Below are 19,207 nucleotides of genomic sequence, written 5' to 3'. Positions count from 1 at the left end.
GCTCACTGCGCTCCTTGGTGTCGTACCATCGCATCGAGCAAAGCGCGCAGGGTCACGTCGGGCACTTCACCCATCGCGGTACGCAGCGCGCCCGGCTCCCGCCGGCGCACCACCTTCGTGGCACCAAAATGGTCCGTCTTCTCGCCCATTTCGTCCCCGTCCCATGGCTCGAAGAACACGGAGACGCTCACCAGGCCATCCCCGATCTGCCACTGAGTGATCGTCTTACCCGATGGCCCTCGCCGCTGGAAGACGGCCTCGAGCTCGAACCCTGCAGGCATGACGGTGAACGCCCAGCCTGTATCGGCGGCCTCGATTCGCCTGCCACGCAGATCGATACGCTGCCAATCTTCATGAGCGCCGAATTTCCGTCGTACCTGCGCGACATCGGGAAGACCCGTCACGCGGAAATCGGAAAAAAACTGCGTCTCCAGCACCCGAACCGGCGCCTCGTCCCAGATCGTTCGCTTCAACACGATCCCACTTTCTTTGTCGATCCACCATTCCTGACCGAACCGCAAGGCGTCGCGTGGCACGAACCGTATCCCGACCACCTCACGCCCCGCCTCACGGCCCTCGCCGAGCGGTTCGATTTGGTAGGATGCCTCGATGCGGCCCACGGAGCCGCGCGGATGGTAAAGCACCCCGGATCCGCCCGCAGCCCGATCCATCAATACCAATTTCTCCTCGGGCAAAAAGCAGCGCACCTCCTCACCGATACGGACGGTTTCACGGGGTTCGCCCTCGAGCACCTCGACCCACTCGACCCGCTTTCCCTCCTTGTTCATATGAGTCACGCGAAGCGTTTGCACCCGATCGCCGATCTGCAGCACCACCGTACCGTGATAATCGATGTCCGGCGGAGATAGGGAGCGCTCGAGCAAGCGAAGGACGTCTTCCGAGGCACTCGCCAGCGCCGAGGCCCATGCCACGAGGAGACAGACCATGAACCGCACTTTTGCCGCGAAGCGCATCAACGCCCCCCTTGCTGCTGCGCCATCACCCGGGCATAGCGAAGTCCGCCGACACCCGCGGGACCATGAGCATTGCCGTAAGCGATCCAATAAATCTGCTCGTCCGGCGTTTGAGGGAGAGAACCCGAATTCGAGGGCGCAGCAATTTCCGCCTCCGCCAAACGCATGGCGTTCGCGTTGCCTGCGTCCTCGCGAGGCGTTTGCCACAGCCCCCAGCCGACGGCAAGGACGAGCGCCGCTGCGGCCGCAGTGGCAAACCAGTGTATTTTCGGTTCGTTGGCCACGGCGCGTACGTCGCGCTCGAGCCCGACGCGCGTCACGGGGCTTGGTTCGAGCGCGATCGGTCTCAGGATCACCGAGCATAAGTCACGCTGGCGAGGTCCGGGGAGTTCCCCCCGCAGAGCCTCTCCTATGAGGTGATAGGCTAGCCAGCGCTGAGCCATGGCCGGGTCGTTCGTGAGCCGTTGCACCCACGAAGCGGTGTCCGCGTCGTCGAGCTCACCATCCACCAAGGCCGACAGCGCTTCTGGAGTCGTTTTCGTGTCGCGCATCATCGTCGTTTCCTACCAACGTCGATCGGGGGCCGTATCGAGCAGCGGCCGCAAACGTTGCGCGATCGCCTCGCGCGCACGGAAGATTCGCGAACGCACGGTGCCGATCGGGCAGCCCATCACTTGGGCGATTTCTTCGTAGCTCAGCCCTTCGAGCTCGCGTAGCGTGATTGCCGTGCGCAGCTCTTCGGGCAAGGACTGGATCGTCTCTTCCACCGTCTGGGCGATCTCCTGGGTGAGGAGCAAATTCTCCGGCGTCTCGCTGTCACTGAGCAGATCGAGTTCATCCCACTGCTCTCCCTCCTCCGTCTGATGGACGGTGGCGCTCGCGGAAGGGCGACGATTGGAGGCCATCAAGTGATTCTTCGCGGTATTGATGGCAATACGATAGAGCCAGGTATAGAACGCACTGTCGCCGCGAAACGAATCGAGCGCCCGATAGGCCTTGATGAAGGTCTCCTGAGTCAAGTCTTCCACCTCCGCCGGGTCGCGCACCAGGCGCGACAACAACCGCTGCACTTTGCGCTGATATTTCGACACGAGCAACCCGAAGGCGTTCTGATCGCCTTGGCGCACACGCGCTACGAGCTGCTGATCGATCTCACGGTTGGTCATAGGAAGCGAGCCTGACGTTCCTGTCGGAGATTCATTATACCGACCCGCTTCCCCAATCCTCGCGAAAATCGACCCACGGAGCGGGGATTTGGTTCCTCCCTTGTGATAACCTTTTCATCTCTCCCCTTCCTTTCTTCCTCGATGGAACACTTCGACGTCCTCATCCTCGGCAGCGGCCTGGCCGGACAGAGCGTGGCGCTCAAGCTCGCCGACCAGCGAAAAGTCGCGCTCATCACCAAGCGCACCTTGATGGAGAGCGCCAGCGCCTACGCCCAAGGCGGCATCGCCGCAGTACTCGACGATGCCGACAGCATCGAAGCCCACGTTCGTGACACTCTCGTGGCCGGCGCGGGCCTGTGCGACCCGAAAGCCGTGCGCTTCGTGGTCGAACGCGGCAAGCAGGCCATCGACTGGCTGATCGCCCAAGGCGTGCCTTTTTCGCGCGACGAGCGCGGCCAGTACCATCTCACCCGCGAGGGAGGACACTCGCAGCGGCGCATCATCCACGCGGCGGATGCCACCGGCGCCGCCGTCCAGCAAACGCTCACCGAAAAGGTGAAAGCTCATCCCAACATCCAGGTGTTCGAGCAGCACATCGCGATCGATCTCATCACCGGCGCGAAGCTCGGTCGGCCCGAACTGGGTTGCCTCGGCGCTTACGTCTTCGACCGGCAGGCCGGACACGTGCGCACCTTCTCGGCCGCGCACACGGTGCTCGCCACCGGCGGTGCGGGAAAGGTCTACCTCTATTCGACCAACCCGGACACCGCCACGGGCGATGGCATCGCCATGGCCTGGCGCGCCGGCTGCCGCGTGGCGAACATGGAATTCATCCAGTTCCATCCCACCTGCCTCTACCATCCCCACGCCAAGTCCTTCCTCATCAGCGAGGCGGTGCGCGGCGAGGGCGGCATCCTGCGGCTACCCAATGGCGAGCGATTCATGCCGAAACACGACCCGCGCGCCGAGCTCGCGCCGCGTGACATCGTGGCGCGCGCCATCGACTACGAGATGAAGCGGCTCGGCATCGAGTGCGTCTACCTCGACATCACGCACAAAGATCCGGACTGGATCCGCAGCCATTTCCCCAACATCTACGCGCGCTGCCTGGAACTGGGCATCGACATCACCAAACAGCCGATCCCGGTGGTGCCGGCGGCGCACTATACCTGCGGCGGAGTCAAGGTCGACCTATCCTCCCGCACCGACCTGCCGCACCTGTACGCAGTGGGCGAATCGACCTGCACGGGGCTGCACGGCGCGAATCGCCTGGCGAGCAATTCCCTGCTCGAATGCCTCGTCTTCGGGGAAGCCGCGGTGCAAGACATGCTGGCGCAACCTCCACGTGCACCCCTGCCGTTGCCGGACTGGGACGAGAGCCGTGTGACCGACGCCGACGAGGAAGTGGTGATCGCGCACAACTGGGACGAACTGCGCCGCTTCATGTGGGACTACGTCGGGATCGTGCGCACCACCAAGCGCCTGCAGCGGGCGATGCACCGCATCCGGCTGCTCGAGCGCGAGATCGCCGAGTACTATGCGAACTTCCGTGTCAGCAACGACCTCATCGAACTGCGCAACCTGGTGACCGTGGCCGAGCTCATCGTGCGCTGCGCCCTCAGGCGCAAGGAGAGCCGCGGCTTGCATTACACCAAGGATTATCCCGAGACCCTACCGGTCGTCCGTAATACCATCCTGCGACCGCGGCGGCCGACCAGTGGCGCACCAGTACGCCAAGGCCCAACGGTCTGACTCGGGCAAGGCGGGGAGCTCGACGAGACAAGTGGCAACGCGGCCGCCTCGCCTCGGCCGCGCCTGCAGCAATACCCAGGGGCCGAAGCGGTGCATGCGTGTGCGATGACGGAGGTCCTTGCCTTCGGCAAAGGAGAGGCTCCAACCGGGCCACAACCAAAGCATGCCTCTCGCCGACGGGCGGCGGAACAACCGCCGAACAGAGATGCCGAGAGCCGCACCGATCATGAGCGTTACCGGCCAGCGAAAGTAGAGGACGGAGAGGAAAACGCTCGCCGTACCCAGGGTGAGCGCCAGAAAAATCGCGAACCTCGGTAGCGGCACGACGAGCCGGCGTGGCTTCATCGGGCCGCCATCCATCTATCATTCACATCCGCTTGAAGAGCAGCGTGCCGTTGGTGCCGCCGAAGCCGAAGGAATTGGACAGGGCCGCACGGATGCGGGTGGGACGGGCGACGTTTGGGCAGTAGTCGAGGTCGCACCCCTCGCCGGGTTCTTCGAGATTGATCGTAGGCGGCACGACCTGGTGATGCAGCGCGAGCACGGTAAACACGGCCTCGACCCCACCGGCTGCGCCCAGCAGATGCCCGGTCATCGACTTGGTCGAGCTCACCACCAGCTGCCGCGCATGCTCGCCGAAGGTTCGCTTCACCGCCACCGTCTCGGCCACGTCGCCCAGCGGCGTGGAGGTGCCGTGGGCATTGATGTAGTCGATCTCGTCGGGTGCCATGCGCGCGTCTTTGAGGGCGTTGCGCATGCAGCGCATGGCCCCATCGCCATCCTCGCACGGCGCCGTCATGTGGAAGGCATCGGCGCTCATGCCATAACCCCCCACCTCGGCGTAGATGCGTGCACCGCGGGCCTTGGCGTGCTCGTATTCCTCGAGCACCAGGACCCCGGCTCCCTCGCCGAGCACGAACCCGTCGCGGTCTTTGTCCCAGGGGCGGCTCGCACGTTCGGGCTCTTCGTTGCGCGTGGACAGTGCCTTCGCCGAAGCGAACCCGCCGATCGCCAGCGGCGTTACCGTCGATTCGGCTCCGCCGGCGATCATCACGTCGACGTCGCCGTATTGAATCATGCGCGCCGCCTCGCCGATGCAGTGCGTAGCGGTACTGCAGGCGGTCACCATCGCCAGACACGGCCCCTTGATGCCGAAGTGAATCGACAGATGTCCGGCGATCATGTTGATGATGGTGGCAGGAATGAAGAAGGGGGAGATCCGACGCGGACCGGTTTTGAGGAATTCGCCATGCGTTTCTTCGATCATCGGCAGACCGCCGATGCCGGAGCCGATGTTGATACCTACGCGCTCGGCATTCTCTTCGGTGATTTCGAGCCCCGAATCACGCATGGCCTGGATCCCAGCCGCCATCCCGTAGTGGATGAAGACGTCCATACGGCGCGCCTCTTTCTTCGGGATATAGGCCTCCACGTCGAATCCCTTGACCTCGCCGGCGATGCGCACCGGAAAACCGGAGGCGTCGAAACGACTGATGGGAACGATGCCGGAGCGCCCGGCAACGACGTTGGCCCAAGCTTCTTCGACGGTATTACCCACCGGGGAGACGATACCCATCCCGGTGACGACGACTCTGCGACGGGTCAAGGTTGGCTCCGTAGTCGAAAAAGGGGATTATTTCTTGGCGTGGTTGGTGATGTAGTCGATGGCCTGCTGCACCGTGGTGATCTTTTCGGCGTCTTCGTCCGGAATCTCGCATTCGAACTCTTCTTCCAACGCCATCACCAGTTCGACGGTGTCAAGTGAATCTGCGCCGAGATCCTCGACGAAGGAGGATTCATTCTTGATTTCGGCTTCATTGACGCCCAACTGCTCGGCGACGATTTTCTTGACACGCTGCTCGATGTTTTCCATTTCAGGAAACTCCTTGAACGGGATGTGGAAAAAACGGGATTATTCTACCAAAGTTGGGAAGTTTGCAATGGTTCGTTACACGTCAGGCCGCCAAGTACATGCCGCCATTGACGTGTAGTGTGACGCCGGTGACGTAAGAAGCCGCCGGCGAGGCGAGAAAGAGTACTGCCGCGGCCACTTCTTCCGGCGAACCGAACCGACCCAGGGCAATGCGACCGGCCAGGGCATCGCGGGCCTCGTCGCCGAGCGCCCGGGTCATGTCGGTGTCGATGAAACCGGGGGCGATACAATTTACCGTGATGCCACGGCTACCCAGTTCGAGCGCGAGCGAGCGGCTCATGCCGGCCACGCCCGCTTTCGCCGCGGCGTAATTGGCCTGACCGGGGTTGCCTGAATGCGCCACCACGGAGGTGAGGTTGACGATGCGGCCGTAGCGCGCCTTCATCATCCCCTTGAGCACGAGCTTGCATAGGCGGAAAGTCGCCTTGAGATTGGTGTCGAGCACGGCGTCCCATTCCTCGTCCTTCATGCGCAGAGCGAGATTGTCGCGGGTGATGCCGGCGTTGTTCACCAACACGGCGATGGGGCCGTGGCGCTGTTCGACGGCACCGATGAAGGCCGTGGCCGCAGCCGCGTCGGTGACGTCGAGCCGCATCCCCTCGCCGGCGATACCCTCGGCGCGCAGCGCTTCGGAGATGGCGGCAGCCCCCTCGTCGGTGGTCGCCGTACCGATCACCTTGGCCCCCGCTTGCCCCAGGGCGAGTGCGATGGCTCGGCCGATGCCGCGGGAGGCTCCCGTGACGACGGCCGTCTGGCCGTCGAGGCGAAACTGGATCATGTCTTCCCCTCTTCCTTGTCAGCCCTTGATGCCGAGCGCCTCGAGCGCCGCATGCAGGCTCGCCGCGTCGGCGAGCGCCCCACCCTCGAGGTCCTTGACGATGCGCTTGGTGAGCGCGGCGAGCACCTTGCCGGGCCCGCATTCATGGACGTGCGTGATGCCGCGATGCGCCGCCTCTTCGATCGTCTCGATCCAGCGCACGGGGCGCCAGGCCTGCTCGACGAGGGCACGGCGAATCTCCTCCGGGCCGCGGTGTTCGGCGACATCGACGTTGTGCAGCACGGGAATACGCGGCGGGCGCAGCGCGATGCCGGCGAGGCGCTCGGCAAGCCGCTCGGCGGCCGGTTTCATCAGTTCGCAGTGAAAAGGGGCGCTCACCGGCAGCGGCACGGCGCGCTTGGCTCCGGCTTCTTTGGCGAGCGCTGCGGCGCGTTCGACCGCCTCCTTGTGCCCGGCGATGACGATCTGCCCCGGGGCATTGAGATTGGCCGGGGCGACGATACCCCCCGTCTCGGCAGCGGCCTGGCGACAGACGGATTCCAGCGCTGCGGCATCCAGCCCCATCACCGCGGCCATGGCGCCGACGCCGGCCGGAACTGCTTCCTGCATCGCCTGGGCGCGCAATCGCACCAGGGGCAGCGCGTCGGCGAACGACAGACTTTCGGCGGCCACCAATGCCGTATATTCTCCCAGGCTGTGCCCCGCAAGGAGCGCCGGTTCGGGGCCACCCAGGGCGCGCCAGGCGCGCCACACGGCCACGCCCGCCGTGAGCATCAGCGGCTGGGTATTGACCGTGAGGGCGAGCCGTTCGGCCGGGCCTGACAGGGCCATCTCCCAGAGATCCTCGCCGAGCACGTCGCTCGCCTCGGCAAAGGTCTCACGGATGGCCGGCAGCCCCTCATAAGGAGCCATCATGCCGACGGACTGCGACCCCTGACCGGGAAACACGAACATGAAACGCATGATCCTCCGTCTCCTCAATAGCGCAGCAGCGCCGCACCCCAGGTGAAACCGCCGCCGATGCCCTCGAGCAAAAGCGTCTGCCCTGGACGAACCTTGCCCTCGGCGATGCCGACGTCGAGCGCCAACGGAATGGAAGCCGCCGACGTATTGCCGTGCCGATCCACCGTGCTGATGACTCGCTCGGGTGGCAGCCCCAAGCGCTTGGCCGTGGCTTGCAGGATGCGAACGTTGGCCTGATGCGGAATCAGCCAGTCGAGCGATTCGACCGGCAGTTTGGCCAGATCGAGCACTTCGTGCGCCACTTCGGCGAGCACCTGGACGGCGAATTTGAACACCGCCTGCCCTTCCATGCGCACGAAGGGATCTCCTTGTACTTTACCCGCGCCCACCTGCCCCGGCACCCACAACTCGGCGTGATGTCGCCCGTCGGCGTGCAGCCGTGTGGCGAGGATACCCGGCAGCTCATCGGCTTCGAGCACGATCGCGCCGGCTCCATCGCCGAAGAGCACACAGGTGGAGCGATCGTTCCAGTCGAGGATGCGAGAGAAGACTTCGGCGCCGACCACCAGCGCACGTCGCGCCTCCCCCAGGCGCAGGAACTTGTCGGCGAGCGCCAGCGCATAGACGAAACCGCTGCACACCGCCTGGACGTCGAACGCAGGCGCCCGATTGGTCATGCCCAGCTTGGCCTGCAAAATGGTGGCCGTACTGGGAAAAACGTAATCCGGCGTGGAAGTGGCGAGCACGAGCAGATCGATGTCGTCGGGCCGACAATCGGCCCGCTCCAGGGCATGCCGTGCGGCGATGAGGGCGAGGTCGCTCGCCATCTCCCCTTCGGCGGCGAAGTGCCGTGCGGCGATGCCGGTGCGGGTGCGAATCCATTCATCCGACGTTTCGATGCCGCGCGCAACCAGATCGTCGTTGGTGACGGGCACCCCGGGCAGATGACTGCCCGTGCCGATGATGCGGGAAAATCTCATGACGATGCCACCTCGGTGACGGACGAGGCGGCCCGTGGCCACGCCCCCGCCATTTTTCGTTCGATGCGCTCGACCAGGCGATGCGCCGCCGCCTCGGCCGCCCGATCCAGGGCCTGACCGAAGGCATAGGCATCGGCCCCGCCGTGGCTCTTCACCACGACCCCGCGCAATCCCACCAACACCGCGCCATTGTAGCGGCGCGGATCGACGCGATCCTTGAAACGTTTGAGCACCGGATAGGCCGCCAGCCCCATGAGGCGGGTGAGCAGACTGCGGTTGAATTCCTCGCGCAGGATGAGCGCGAGCATCTGCGCGAGACCCTCGGTCGTCTTGAGGGCGACGTTGCCGACGAATCCGTCGCACACCACCACATCCGCCTGACCGGAGTAGATGTCCTCGACGTTGCCGACGAAATTGAGGTCGGTGGCACGCAGCAGCGCCGCGGCTTCCCGCACCACCTGATTGCCTTTGATGTCTTCGGCGCCGATGTTGAGCAACCCCACCCGGGGAAGCTCCACCTGCTCGACGGCGGACACGAGCAGCGACCCCATGATGCCGAATTGACGCAGGTGCTCGGCGGTGCAATCGACGTTGGCCCCGAGATCGAGCACCCAGACGCGACTACCTCGCGCCGGCAACACCGTGGCAATGGCTGGGCGATCGATACCGGGCAGCGTCTTCAACACGAAGCGTGCGATCGACATCAATGCACCGGTATTCCCCGCGGAGACCGCCGCCTGCGCCCGGCCCGCCTTGATCTGCTCGATCGCCACGCGCAAGGAAGAATCCTTCTTGTTGCGCATGGCGGACGTGGGCGCCTCGTCCATCTCCACGACCTGGGAAGCCGGCACGAGCTCGATTCGCTCCCCGAATCGACGACGAAGGCGTCCCACCTCTGCCTCGAGCACGGATGGCTGCCCCACTGCAAGCACGGAAACATCCGAACGCCGGCGCAGGAAAGACTCGATCGCCGGCAAGGTGACTTGCGGTCCGTGATCCCCGCCCATGCAATCCACGGCAAGCACGAACGGCTTTGCGCGCTCAGAAGCTGTCATGATCAGTCACGATAAACGGGCAAGCGCGCACCGAGAGGCGGCACGAAGCGCGCGAGCTCATCGATCGCAAGAGAATGGGATCATTCGCCGCCGACGTCGATCACCTTACGGCCGCGGTAAAAGCCGCCAGGAGTGACGTGATGACGCAGATGCACTTCCCCCGTGGTGGGATCGACGGCGATCGGCGGGTTCTTCAACGCCTGGTGCGCGCGATGCATCCCACGCTTCGAAGGGGACTTCTTGTTCTGCTGAACGGCCATGACCGGATACTCCTCTAGTTCGAACAGGCCGGACGATGCCGGCCCAAAAAGTTCAGGATTGTCTCACGAGCGCTTCAGTTGCGCCAAGACCGCAAAAGGAGAAAGCGCTTCACCCGCCTCCCATGGCCCTGGGGGTTCGCAGGCTTCATGCCGCGCGAACACCGGCAACTCGAGCAAAATCTCGTCTTCCACCAGCCCTGCCACGTCGAGCGCCCCTGCGAAGTGGATCGCGTCACAGGATTCATCCTCGAGTTCCTCCTCGGGGATGTCCTCGTCGGCACGATAGAGCGACAAACGCCGCGCCACGGCAAAAGCCCAATCCAACGGCCCCAGGCAACGCTCGCAGCGCAAAACGGCTACACCTTGAGCGGACACATCGAGCGCAGCGCGGCCATCTTCGAGACACGCCCCCGAGACGCGCCAGCGCACCGCCCCCAATTCGAGCACGGAAGCGGATAGGCGCGAAAAATCGCCGGATCCGAACTCGCCGCAGAGCGAATCGGCATCCCGTGCGAACACCAGCGGATCGGGCAGGGTCACGTTTTGCGACATAAGTTCTCAATGATAAGATTTCCTGAAATTTTTGTCAAAAAATTCCTCTCCATGACGCGTCTCATCCTCGCTTCCACCTCGCCCTACCGCCGCCAGCTCCTCGAACGGTTCGGCCTGCCCTTCGCTGCCCTCGCACCCCAAGTCGATGAAACGCCGCTGCCCGGCGAACCCCCGGCACGGACGGCCCGGCGACTGGCCGAAGCCAAGGCCCGAGCGGTCGCGGCGACGCTCGACGAAGCCTGCCACGTCATCGGCAGCGATCAGGTCGCCCATCTCGGCGACGAGCGTTTCGGCAAACCGGGCAGCGTGGAGCGTGCCGTCGCGCAACTGCAACGCATGCGCGGCCGGACGGTGGAATTCTCCACCGCCGTGTGCGTACTTGACGAGCAAGGTCGCGCCCAGACCGAACTCGTGCCCACCCGGGTGCGCTTTCGCGCCGACCTCACCGACGCGGAACTCGTGCGCTACGTCGAGCGCGAACGGCCGCTCGACTGCGCCGGCAGCGCCAAGGCCGAGGGGCTCGGCATCGCCCTGCTCGAGGTGATCGAATCGAGCGACCCCACCGCCCTCATCGGCCTGCCGCTCATCGCCACGGCGCGGATGCTGCGCCGACTCGGCTGGACGCTGCCGTGACCCCCGGGCGATTGCTGCTCATCCCCACGCCGCTGGGCGATGAAGGGCCGCCGCTGCTGCCGCCGGAACACCTGCGCGAAGTGCAGCGCCTGCGCCGTTTCGTCGTCGAAAACGAGAAACCGGCCCGCGCCGCCCTCAAACGCCTGGGGCACCCGGGACCAATTGGCGAATTACTGCTGCAGCGCATCCCCGACGCGCCGACTCCGGCCGCCCTGGACGTACTGCTCGCGCCTTGCCTCGAGGGCGAAGATCTCGGCCTGATGTCGGATGCCGGCTGCCCCGGCGTGGCCGATCCCGGAGCGGCGCTGGTCGCCCGGGCGCACGGGCGCGGCATTGCCGTGGTGCCGCTCGTTGGCCCCTCGGCCCTCCTGCTCGCGCTCATGGGCAGCGGCCTCGAGGGCCAGCGTTTCACTTTCCACGGCTACCTGCCGATCCCGGCGCCGGAGCGCGCCGCCGCGATCGCTGCGCTGGAAGCGGCCTCGCGCGCCCACCAGCAAAGCCAATTCTTCATCGAAACGCCGTACCGTAACGATCGCATGCTCGAAACCCTGGTGCAGGTGCTGGCACCGACGACGCTGCTGTGCGTGGCCTGTCACCTCACCCAGCCGGATCAATGGATCCGCACCGCCCCTGTTGCACGCTGGCGCGCCGAGCCTTTACCGACGCTCGGCAAGCGCCCGACCGTCTTCGGCTTTCTCGCCCAGCACTAGCGGCGCGAGCGCGCCCGCACAATCCACCACCGACAACGGCCGCAGGGCCGTGAGCGCCTCGCGTGGATGCGCCCCGTAGGCCACGCCAATGGCGGGCGTTCCCGCCGCCTGGGCCATGAGCAGATCGTGCGTCGTATCGCCGATCATCACCGCCCGCTCCGGCTCGACCGCAAATTCGGCCAACAACTCGTGCAGCATCTGTGGATGCGGCTTGGAATGACACTCATCGGCAGTGCGTGACGCCATGACGTAGCGTCGCAAGCCCGAATGATCGAGCGCACGCTCCAGCCCCAGCCGGCTCTTTCCGGTGGCCACCGCTACGTAGCGCCCGGCCGCCACGAGCCGCGCAAGCAGCTCCTCGACGCCGGGAAAGAGCTCGAGCTCGCCGTCGTGCGACAAGTAATGATGGCGGTAGCGCGCCGCCATTTCCGGATAGCGCTGCGCCGGCAACTCGGGCAGTGCCAGACGCAAGGCATCGGTCAAGCCCAGGCCGATCACCTGCCGCGCCCGCTGCGCCGGCGGAGGCGGCACGCCCAGATCCTCGGCGGCACGCTGCATCGCCCGCACGATGGCTGCCGTCGAATCCATCAGCGTTCCATCCCAATCGAATACCACCAGATCGAATGCGCTCACCCCTCCTCCCCCGGGCCCAGATCAGCCAAAAATTCCCGCAATTCCGGCGGCAATGGCGCCTCCAGGTCGAGGCGCACCCCCGAGCGCGGATGCATGAAAGAAAGAAAAGCCGCATGCAGGAACATGCGATCGAATCCCGATCGCGCCAGCGCCTTGTTGGCGGCGAAACGACCGTACTTCTCGTCTCCCACCAAGGGATGCCCCAGATGCGCCATATGCACGCGAATCTGATGCGTGCGCCCGGTCTTCAGTTCCACTTCCACCAAGGTATAACCCGCCTGCGGCCAGCGCCGCAGGCGCCGCACGATGCTGTGCGCGACCTTCCCCTCGGAGCTGACGCGCACGCGCCGCTCCCCTTCCGGCGTGAGGTACTTGAAGAGCGGCGCGCGCACGTGCTGCACGTGCTGCTCGACGAGGCCGTGGACCAAGGCGAGATAGCGCTTGCGCACCTGCCCGGCGCGCAAGGCATCCTGCAGCGCCTTCAGGGCCGAGCGGCGCTTCGCCACCATCAGCAGACCGGAAGTTTCGCGATCGAGCCGATGCACCAGCTCGAGCAGCGGTGCCGCCGGACGCTCGGCGCGCAAGCGTTCGATCACCCCGAACGACACGCCCGAGCCGCCATGCACCGCCAAGCCGGCCGGCTTGTCGAGGACGAGCAAGTCTTCATCCTCATGGATCACTGGCAGCGGCGGCCCGGCGGGAATCGCCGGACGCACGGGTGCCTCGGCCACGCGCACCGGCGGCACCCGCACCCTCTGTCCCTGCTCGAGGCGTGTCTGCGCCTGCGCCCGACGGCCGTCGACGCGCACCTCGCCGCTGCGGATGATGCGATAGACGTGACTCTTCGGCACCCCCTTGAGGTGGCGCAAGAGGTAATTGTCCAGGCGCTGCCCGGCGCCCGCCTCATCGACGCACCACTCCTGCGCCGCGGGAGAAATTTTGCGTTCCATCATCTTCCCGAATATACTATCGCTTCGATTCACGGTCGAGTCGTCGTGTAACGTCCACCCGGAGTGGACCGACTTCGAGCGGTCGAGCCCGTCGAGAAGACGTCGTGCTCCCGCCCGACCGGAATCGAAGGGCGCGCGAACGAACCTGCTGCCAGCAGCCGCAAGGCAAGTTGCCCGGAGCACAGATGCCAGACCATCTCGACGAGATGGGCAAACACCCGAGCGCCGGAGAACGTCTCCATACGGCTGTGCAGCGAATTGATCGCGATGTCCCGAAAGAACGCTTCGCGCCGGGAGCTCCAGTCTCATGCCCCTTGCCGAAGCCACCAGCGGAACACCAGGGTCGCCCGGCCACAGACTTTTTTCTCAACTTGAACGGCTTGGGCGGACACGAACAGGAATGCAGCAACGCCGCACCGACAGCGGAGCGGCACGAGACCGAAGAGACGATCGACGACATGGTGCCACCGAGATCCGGCCCCACGACCCCCGCAATGCACGGCGCAGCTCCTTGCTCCGTGAGGCCTGCCTGGCCGCCGCGGAACGGTGCTCCTGCGCACTGACGTCGAACCCTCGTCGGGCCACTGCCCGTTCGTGTCCGTCCCGAGCGCGGGAGTAAGGACACGATGAAACGCATGCTCTTCAATGCGACGCAGCCAGAAGAACTGCGCGTCGCCATCGTCGATGGTCAAAAGCTCATCGACTTCGACATCGAATCGGCAGCACACGAACAGCGCAAAGGCAACATCTACAAAGCGGTGATTACCCGTATCGAGCCCAGTCTCGAAGCGGTATTCGTCGACTACGGTGAAGACCGTCACGGTTTCCTTCCTTTCAAGGAAGTCGCCCGCACCTACTGGAAAAGTACCGAAGCCAACGGTCGCACCCGGGTGCAAGACGCGCTCTCGGTGGGGCAAGAGCTCATCGTCCAGGTGGAAAAAGACGAACGCGGCAACAAGGGCGCGGCGCTCACCACCTACATTTCGCTCGCTGGCCGCTATCTCGTGCTCATGCCCAACAACCCGCGCGGCGGTGGTGTGTCACGACGCATCGACGGCGAGGAGCGGGCCGAACTCAAGGCGCTGCTCGAGGAACTCGACGTCCCCGAAGGCATGAGCCTGATTGCGCGCACCGCCGCCATCGGTCGCACGCGCGACGAGCTGCAATGGGACCTCGACTATCTCCTCAAGCTATGGCGCGCGATCGAAGAAGCCGCCTCCTCCCAGTCCGGCCCCTTCCTCATCTACCAAGAAAGCGCCTTGGTGATCCGAGCGATCCGTGACTACTTCCAGCCCGATATCGGCGAAATTCTCTGCGACACCGACGACATCTGCGAGCAGGCGCGCCAATTCATGGCCCACGTCATGCCCGACTTCGTGCCCCGCGTCAAGCGCTACCAGGACGACGTCCCGCTCTTCTCCCGTTTCCAGATCGAGCACCAGATCGAGACGGCTTTCTCGCGCCAGGTGAATCTGCCGAGCGGCGGAGCGATCGTCATCGATCACACCGAAGCGCTGGTGGCCATCGACGTCAATTCCGGCCGTGCCACCAAGGGAGCCGACATCGAAGAGACCGCACTCAAGACCAACCTGGAAGCCGCGGACGAAATCGCCCGCCAATTGCGCCTGCGCGACCTCGGCGGGCTCATCGTCATCGACTTCATCGACATGGATGCGGCCAAGAATCAACGTGAAGTGGAGAATCGCCTCAAGGAGGCGATCAAACACGACCGCGCCCGCGTTCAGCTGGGCAAAATCAGCAAATTCGGACTGCTAGAGCTCTCACGCCAACGGTTGCGCCCGGCACTCGCCGAGACGAGCTACATCCCCTGCCCGCGCTGCACCGGCACCGGTCACATTCGCAGCACCGAGTCGGCGGCGCTACACATCCTGCGCCTGATCGAAGAAGAAGCGATCAAGGAAAACACCGCAGCCGTCTATACTCAAGTGCCCGTCGATGTCGCCACCTTCCTGCTCAACGAAAAACGCGTCGACATCGCCCGCATCGAGGCACGCCACAAGGTGCGCATCGTCGTCATCCCCAACCGGCACATGGAAACCCCCGTCCACGAAGTGGTGCGCCTGCGTCACGATCAACTCGATACGCACGACGTCGCCCTGGTGAGCTACGAGCTCGCCACGCCGCCCGCGCCCGAACCCAATCGCCTCGTCGATCTCTCGGACAAACCTGCCCGGCGGCAGGTCGCTGCCGTCAAGGGAATCACCCCCGAGACACCGCCGCCCTCTGCGAGCAGCCCACCCCCTTCCGTGTCCCCCACCCCCGAGACTCCAGAGGTGAAAGCCGCACCGGCCCCTCTGGTGCAGCGTCTCAAATCCTGGCTCCGCAGTCTCATGGGGCCTGGCGGCAACGAGCCGCCCAAAGCCGAAGAACCCGCTACGCCGCCGGCCGAGCCCGAGGCGTCCGAATCGGCCCGCCGCCCCGAGGGCCGTCGCCAGCCGAGAACCCGAAGCAACGACAACGGACACCGTGGCGACCGTCCCTCACGTGAATCGAGCCGGCGCCGCGCAGAATCTTCGGAGCGACCCGGCGCACGTCCAGCCTCCTCAGCGCCCCAAAGCGCTACCGCCTCGGACAAGAGCTCGACGCAGCCTCGCACCGCAACGTCACCGAGCTCCTCCGGCAGCATCGAGGCGCCCCCCACCACCCTGGCCACGGTACACGAAGCTGCCGAATCCCTCGAAGGCGCCCCACCCACGACCGAGAGCACCTCGGAGGCCACCGTCAAGCGCCGGCGTCGTTCGCGCTCGCGCCGCAAGGTCATGGGAGAAACCGCCGAGGCGATCGAAGCCGCCGAGACCGAAGAAACGGGGCAAAACGAAGTCGACCTTGCTGCCAGCGACGAATCCGCTCGGACCGATGAGATCGCCCCGGCACGCAAAGCCGCAACGAAGCGCGCCGAGGCCACCGAGGAAGCGCTGTCCACAGAGCCCGCCGCTTCCGAGCAAAAGGCAGGTGATCTGCCCACCATCGTGCCGCCACGACTCCCCGAACCGACGATCGAATCGCGGCGTTCGAACGCGGATCTCGAAGCCGCAACCCCACACGCCACCGTGACGCCTCGCGCGGATGCCCCAACGACCGAATGGCAGGCCGATTCCCAGGCGCTTCGGCACCCGCGTGACGAAAGCGAACCAACAACCCGAGATGCCGAAGCACTCGCACCGCTGCCGCTCGCCGGCCTGGCACCCGAAGCGATGCAGCCCCCCGCCAGCCACGCCACGAAAAGGGAACACCCCGAGCCGACCGAGCAAACGCCGGCCACTCGCCCGACACCCCAGGGAGCCCCGGCAGCCCCCGAGGGTGGAGAAGCGGCTCCTCCCACGTCATCGAGCGAACCTCGTGCGCCGAGCACTTCGACTCACCGCGAATCTGCCATGGCAAGCAGGCCGGCCGCCCCTCCTCCCGCACCTACACCGGAAACGACTTCAGAATCCCTGCGCGAGATCCTCGACGCCGCCGGCCTGCAGTGGGTGGAAACCGATCCAGCCAAGCTCGCCGAGCTCGAGCCCACCGAAGTGATCGTGCAACTCGGCCGCCCCGTGGTGCGCCCGCCCAAGATCGAGGAAGGCCCGCTCGTTCAGGTGGAGACCAAGCGGTCCTCTGTCGAATCGACCCCACCCGTCGCCGACGAGCAGCCTCCCGCCGCCTGAAAAAGGGCGCGGCAAACGCCGCGCCCTTCGCCTTTCCTCGTTTCCTCACTCCTCGAGCGAGGCGTGGGGATCGGCACCGAAGACGCGCGCGCGCAAGCGAAAGAGCCGGTCGCGCACCTGAGCGGCCGCCTCGAATTCCAGATTGCGCGCGTGCTCCAGCATCTCCTTCTCCAGCCGGGCGATCGCCCGCGCCACCGCCTTCTCGTCGGTCGGGTCGATGGACTCTTCCCAGTGTGCCTCGGTCGCGGCGACGGCCCGCGCCGAGGGCCGATTCTCGCCCTCTTCACCATAGACCCCGTCGATGATGTCCTTGATGCGCTTGGTCACACCGCGCGGGGTGATGCCGTGCTCGGCGTTGTAGGCGAGCTGCTTGGCGCGGCGCCGTTCGGTCTCGTCGATGGCGCGGCGCATCGACTCGGTGACGCGGTCGGCGTAGAGGATGGCCGTGCCGTGAAGGTTGCGCGCCGCCCGCCCGATCGTCTGGATGAGCGAGCGCTCGGAGCGCAGAAACCCCTCCTTGTCCGCGTCCAGGATCGCCACCAGCGACACCTCGGGGATGTCCAACCCCTCGCGCAGCAGGTTGATCCCCACCAGCACGTCGAATTCCCCCAGACGCAGGTCGCGGATGATCTCCACGCGCTCGACCGTGTCGATGTCCGAATGCAGATAGCGCGCACGAACGCCGTTCTCGTTGAGATACTCCGTCAAATCTTCGGCCATGCGCTTCGTGAGCGTGGTCACCAGCACGCGCTCGCCGGTGGCCACGCGGCGCTTGGCTTCGGCGAGCAGGTCATCGACCTGGGTCGAAGCCGGGCGCACGATCACTTCCGGATCGACCAGCCCCGTGGGGCGCACCACCTGCTCCACGAGTTGCTGCTGGTGCGTCGTCTCGTACTCGCCGGGCGTGGCCGAGACGAAGATCGTCTGCGGCATCAATCGCTCGAACTCCTCCCAGGTGAGTGGCCGGTTGTCGAGCGCCGAAGGCAGGCGAAAGCCATATTCGACGAGGTTCTCCTTGCGCGAACGGTCGCCGCGGAACATCCCCCCGATCTGCCCCACCGTCACGTGCGACTCGTCGATGAAGAGCAGCGCATCGGCCGGCAGGTAGTCCATGAGCGTGGGCGGCGGCTCGCCCGGACGGCGTCCCGAAAGATGCCGGGAATAGTTCTCGATGCCCTTGCAAAACCCCATCTCGGAGAGCATCTCCAGGTCGAAGAGCGTGCGCTGTTCCAGACGCTGCGCCTCGACCAGCTTGCCGCACTCCAGCAGCCACGCCTTGCGCTCGCGCAGCTCCTCCTTGATCGAGTCGATCGCGCGCAGGACGGTGGCACGCGGCGTCACATAATGGCTCGAAGGATAGACGGTGAAGCGCACGAGCTTGTGCACCAGATGGCCGGTGAGCGGATCGAAGAGCGTGAGATGCTCGATCTCGTCGTCGAAGAGCTCGATGCGCAGCGCATACTCCGCGCTCTCGGCCGGGAAGACGTCGATCACCTCGCCGCGCACGCGGAAGGTGCCGCGGCGGAAATCCGCGTCGGCGCGCTCGTACTGCATCTGCACCAGACGCTCGATGATGGCGCGCTGCCCCATGCGCTCGCCCTCGCGCAGGTGCAAGACCATCGAGTGGTAATCGACCGGGTCGCCGATGCCGTAGATGCACGAGACGGTGGCCACGATCACCACGTCGCGCCGCTCCATCAGGCTCTTGGTCGCCGACAGGCGCATCTGCTCGATGTGCGCGTTGACGCTCGAATCCTTCTCGATGTAGAGGTCGCGGCTCGGCACGTAGGCTTCGGGCTGATAATAGTCGTAGTAGGAGACGAAGTACTCGACGGCGTTCTTGGGGAAGAACTCGCGGAACTCGGCATAGAGCTGGGCGGCGAGCGTCTTGTTCGGCGCCATCACCAAGGCGGGGCGCCCGCAGCGGGCGATCACGTTGGCCATGGTGTAAGTCTTGCCCGAACCGGTCACCCCCAACAGCGTCTGAAACATCAGCCCGTCGCGGATGCCAGCGACCAAGGCCTCGATCGCCTGAGGCTGGTCCCCGGCCGGCGGATAGGGTTGGAACAGCTCGAACGGGCTGCCCGGAAAGCGCACGAAGCGCCCGCTGGAGGAAGGAAGTTCGGCCATGCTACAATTTCCTTTTTCGGCGGTAGCCTTGCGACATCTTACCCCGAAGCGGGTTCCCGCAAGGCAC

The 19,207-nt window shown here is 65.3% G+C and carries 18 protein-coding genes; 4 read left to right on the top strand and 14 right to left on the bottom strand.

Translation table 11 applies throughout. The features are described 5' to 3' along the window. Positions 1–2 precede the first annotated feature (2 nt). From EPD81_RS08975 to rpoE, 3 genes are read right to left on the bottom strand one after another with little or no spacing between them, the layout of a single operon-like run. Positions 3–974, bottom strand: coding sequence for a MucB/RseB C-terminal domain-containing protein (locus tag EPD81_RS08975; RefSeq protein WP_185955409.1), 972 nt, complete (start codon positions 972–974; stop codon positions 3–5). Further along, on the bottom strand, positions 974–1,528 hold the full coding sequence (locus EPD81_RS08970; protein ID WP_142805096.1) for a sigma-E factor negative regulatory protein: 555 nt from the start codon (positions 1,526–1,528) through the stop codon (positions 974–976). The genes EPD81_RS08975 and EPD81_RS08970 overlap by 1 nt, the downstream gene beginning before the upstream one ends. A 9-nt stretch (positions 1,529–1,537) precedes the next feature. Further along, positions 1,538–2,140, bottom strand: a complete 603-nt coding sequence (gene rpoE / locus EPD81_RS08965; RefSeq protein WP_142805095.1) for an RNA polymerase sigma factor RpoE — start codon at positions 2,138–2,140, stop codon at positions 1,538–1,540. Between the two features lie 141 nt (positions 2,141–2,281). Here rpoE and nadB point away from each other — a divergent pair, with 141 nt between their 5' ends. Further along, the gene (nadB, locus tag EPD81_RS08960) at positions 2,282–3,892 is read left to right on the top strand and encodes an L-aspartate oxidase (RefSeq protein ID WP_142805094.1); all 1,611 of its coding nucleotides are present in this window, start codon (positions 2,282–2,284) and stop codon (positions 3,890–3,892) included. A gap of 367 nt (positions 3,893–4,259) precedes the next feature. Here the strand turns inward: nadB and fabF are convergent, their stop codons facing one another. The 8 genes from fabF to EPD81_RS08920 all read right to left on the bottom strand — a co-directional run bounded on the left by fabF (position 4,260) and on the right by EPD81_RS08920 (position 10,413). Further along, positions 4,260–5,498 carry a beta-ketoacyl-ACP synthase II gene (fabF, locus tag EPD81_RS08955; protein WP_142805093.1) on the bottom strand — a complete coding sequence of 413 codons (1,239 nt, stop codon included), beginning with the start codon at positions 5,496–5,498 and terminating at the stop codon, positions 4,260–4,262. Positions 5,499–5,525: 27 nt separating this feature from the next. Next, entirely contained in the window at positions 5,526–5,765 is a 240-nt protein-coding gene (gene acpP, locus EPD81_RS08950; RefSeq protein ID WP_142805092.1) for an acyl carrier protein, read from the bottom strand. An 82-nt stretch (positions 5,766–5,847) separates the two neighbouring features. Continuing rightward, complete coding sequence (gene fabG / locus EPD81_RS08945) at positions 5,848–6,600, bottom strand: 3-oxoacyl-ACP reductase FabG (protein ID WP_142805126.1); 753 nt, start codon at positions 6,598–6,600, stop codon at positions 5,848–5,850. A 21-nt stretch (positions 6,601–6,621) separates the two neighbouring features. Beyond that, the gene (gene fabD, locus EPD81_RS08940) at positions 6,622–7,566 is read right to left on the bottom strand and encodes an ACP S-malonyltransferase (RefSeq protein ID WP_142805091.1); all 945 of its coding nucleotides are present in this window, start codon (positions 7,564–7,566) and stop codon (positions 6,622–6,624) included. A gap of 14 nt (positions 7,567–7,580) precedes the next feature. Further along, a complete protein-coding gene (locus tag EPD81_RS08935; protein WP_142805090.1) occupies positions 7,581–8,546 on the bottom strand; it encodes a beta-ketoacyl-ACP synthase III in 966 nt (321 codons plus the stop codon). After that, on the bottom strand, positions 8,543–9,601 hold the full coding sequence (gene plsX / locus EPD81_RS08930) for a phosphate acyltransferase PlsX (RefSeq protein ID WP_142805089.1): 1,059 nt from the start codon (positions 9,599–9,601) through the stop codon (positions 8,543–8,545). The genes EPD81_RS08935 and plsX overlap by 4 nt, the downstream gene beginning before the upstream one ends. Positions 9,602–9,681: 80 nt before the next feature. After that, positions 9,682–9,861, bottom strand: a complete 180-nt coding sequence (gene rpmF, locus EPD81_RS08925) for a 50S ribosomal protein L32 (protein WP_142805088.1) — start codon at positions 9,859–9,861, stop codon at positions 9,682–9,684. Between the two features lie 63 nt (positions 9,862–9,924). After that, complete coding sequence (locus tag EPD81_RS08920; protein ID WP_142805087.1) at positions 9,925–10,413, bottom strand: DUF177 domain-containing protein; 489 nt, start codon at positions 10,411–10,413, stop codon at positions 9,925–9,927. 51 nt (positions 10,414–10,464) lie between these two features. Here EPD81_RS08920 and EPD81_RS08915 point away from each other — a divergent pair, with 51 nt between their 5' ends. Beyond that, entirely contained in the window at positions 10,465–11,046 is a 582-nt protein-coding gene (locus EPD81_RS08915; RefSeq protein ID WP_142805086.1) for a Maf family nucleotide pyrophosphatase, read from the top strand. Beyond that, a complete protein-coding gene (locus tag EPD81_RS08910; protein ID WP_185955408.1) occupies positions 11,043–11,756 on the top strand; it encodes an SAM-dependent methyltransferase in 714 nt (237 codons plus the stop codon). Before EPD81_RS08915 ends, EPD81_RS08910 begins: the two co-directional genes overlap by 4 nt. On the opposite strand, the gene EPD81_RS08905 is transcribed toward EPD81_RS08910, so the two are convergent. Next, positions 11,703–12,389: an HAD family hydrolase gene (locus tag EPD81_RS08905; protein WP_255446505.1), complete on the bottom strand. Its 687-nt coding sequence runs from the start codon at positions 12,387–12,389 to the stop codon at positions 11,703–11,705. The genes EPD81_RS08910 and EPD81_RS08905 overlap by 54 nt on opposite strands. Beyond that, positions 12,386–13,342 (bottom strand): RluA family pseudouridine synthase, encoded by a 957-nt coding sequence (locus EPD81_RS08900; RefSeq protein ID WP_206673329.1) that lies wholly within the window; start codon positions 13,340–13,342, stop codon positions 12,386–12,388. Before EPD81_RS08900 ends, EPD81_RS08905 begins: the two co-directional genes overlap by 4 nt. Before the next feature lie 623 nt (positions 13,343–13,965). On the opposite strand from EPD81_RS08900, the gene EPD81_RS08895 reads away from it, so the two are divergent. After that, complete coding sequence (locus EPD81_RS08895; RefSeq protein ID WP_142805084.1) at positions 13,966–17,010, top strand: Rne/Rng family ribonuclease; 3,045 nt, start codon at positions 13,966–13,968, stop codon at positions 17,008–17,010. A gap of 45 nt (positions 17,011–17,055) precedes the next feature. Here the strand turns inward: EPD81_RS08895 and uvrB are convergent, their stop codons facing one another. Then, complete coding sequence (uvrB, locus tag EPD81_RS08890) at positions 17,056–19,140, bottom strand: excinuclease ABC subunit UvrB (RefSeq protein ID WP_142805083.1); 2,085 nt, start codon at positions 19,138–19,140, stop codon at positions 17,056–17,058. Positions 19,141–19,207 lie beyond the last annotated feature (67 nt).

Origin of the sequence: Tepidiphilus sp. J10 (assembly GCF_006980785.1) — a bacterium.
GTDB lineage: Bacteria > Pseudomonadota > Gammaproteobacteria > Burkholderiales > Rhodocyclaceae > Tepidiphilus > Tepidiphilus olei.
Note: the sequence above shows the minus strand (reverse complement) of the source record. Positions and strands in the feature narration are given on the sequence as shown.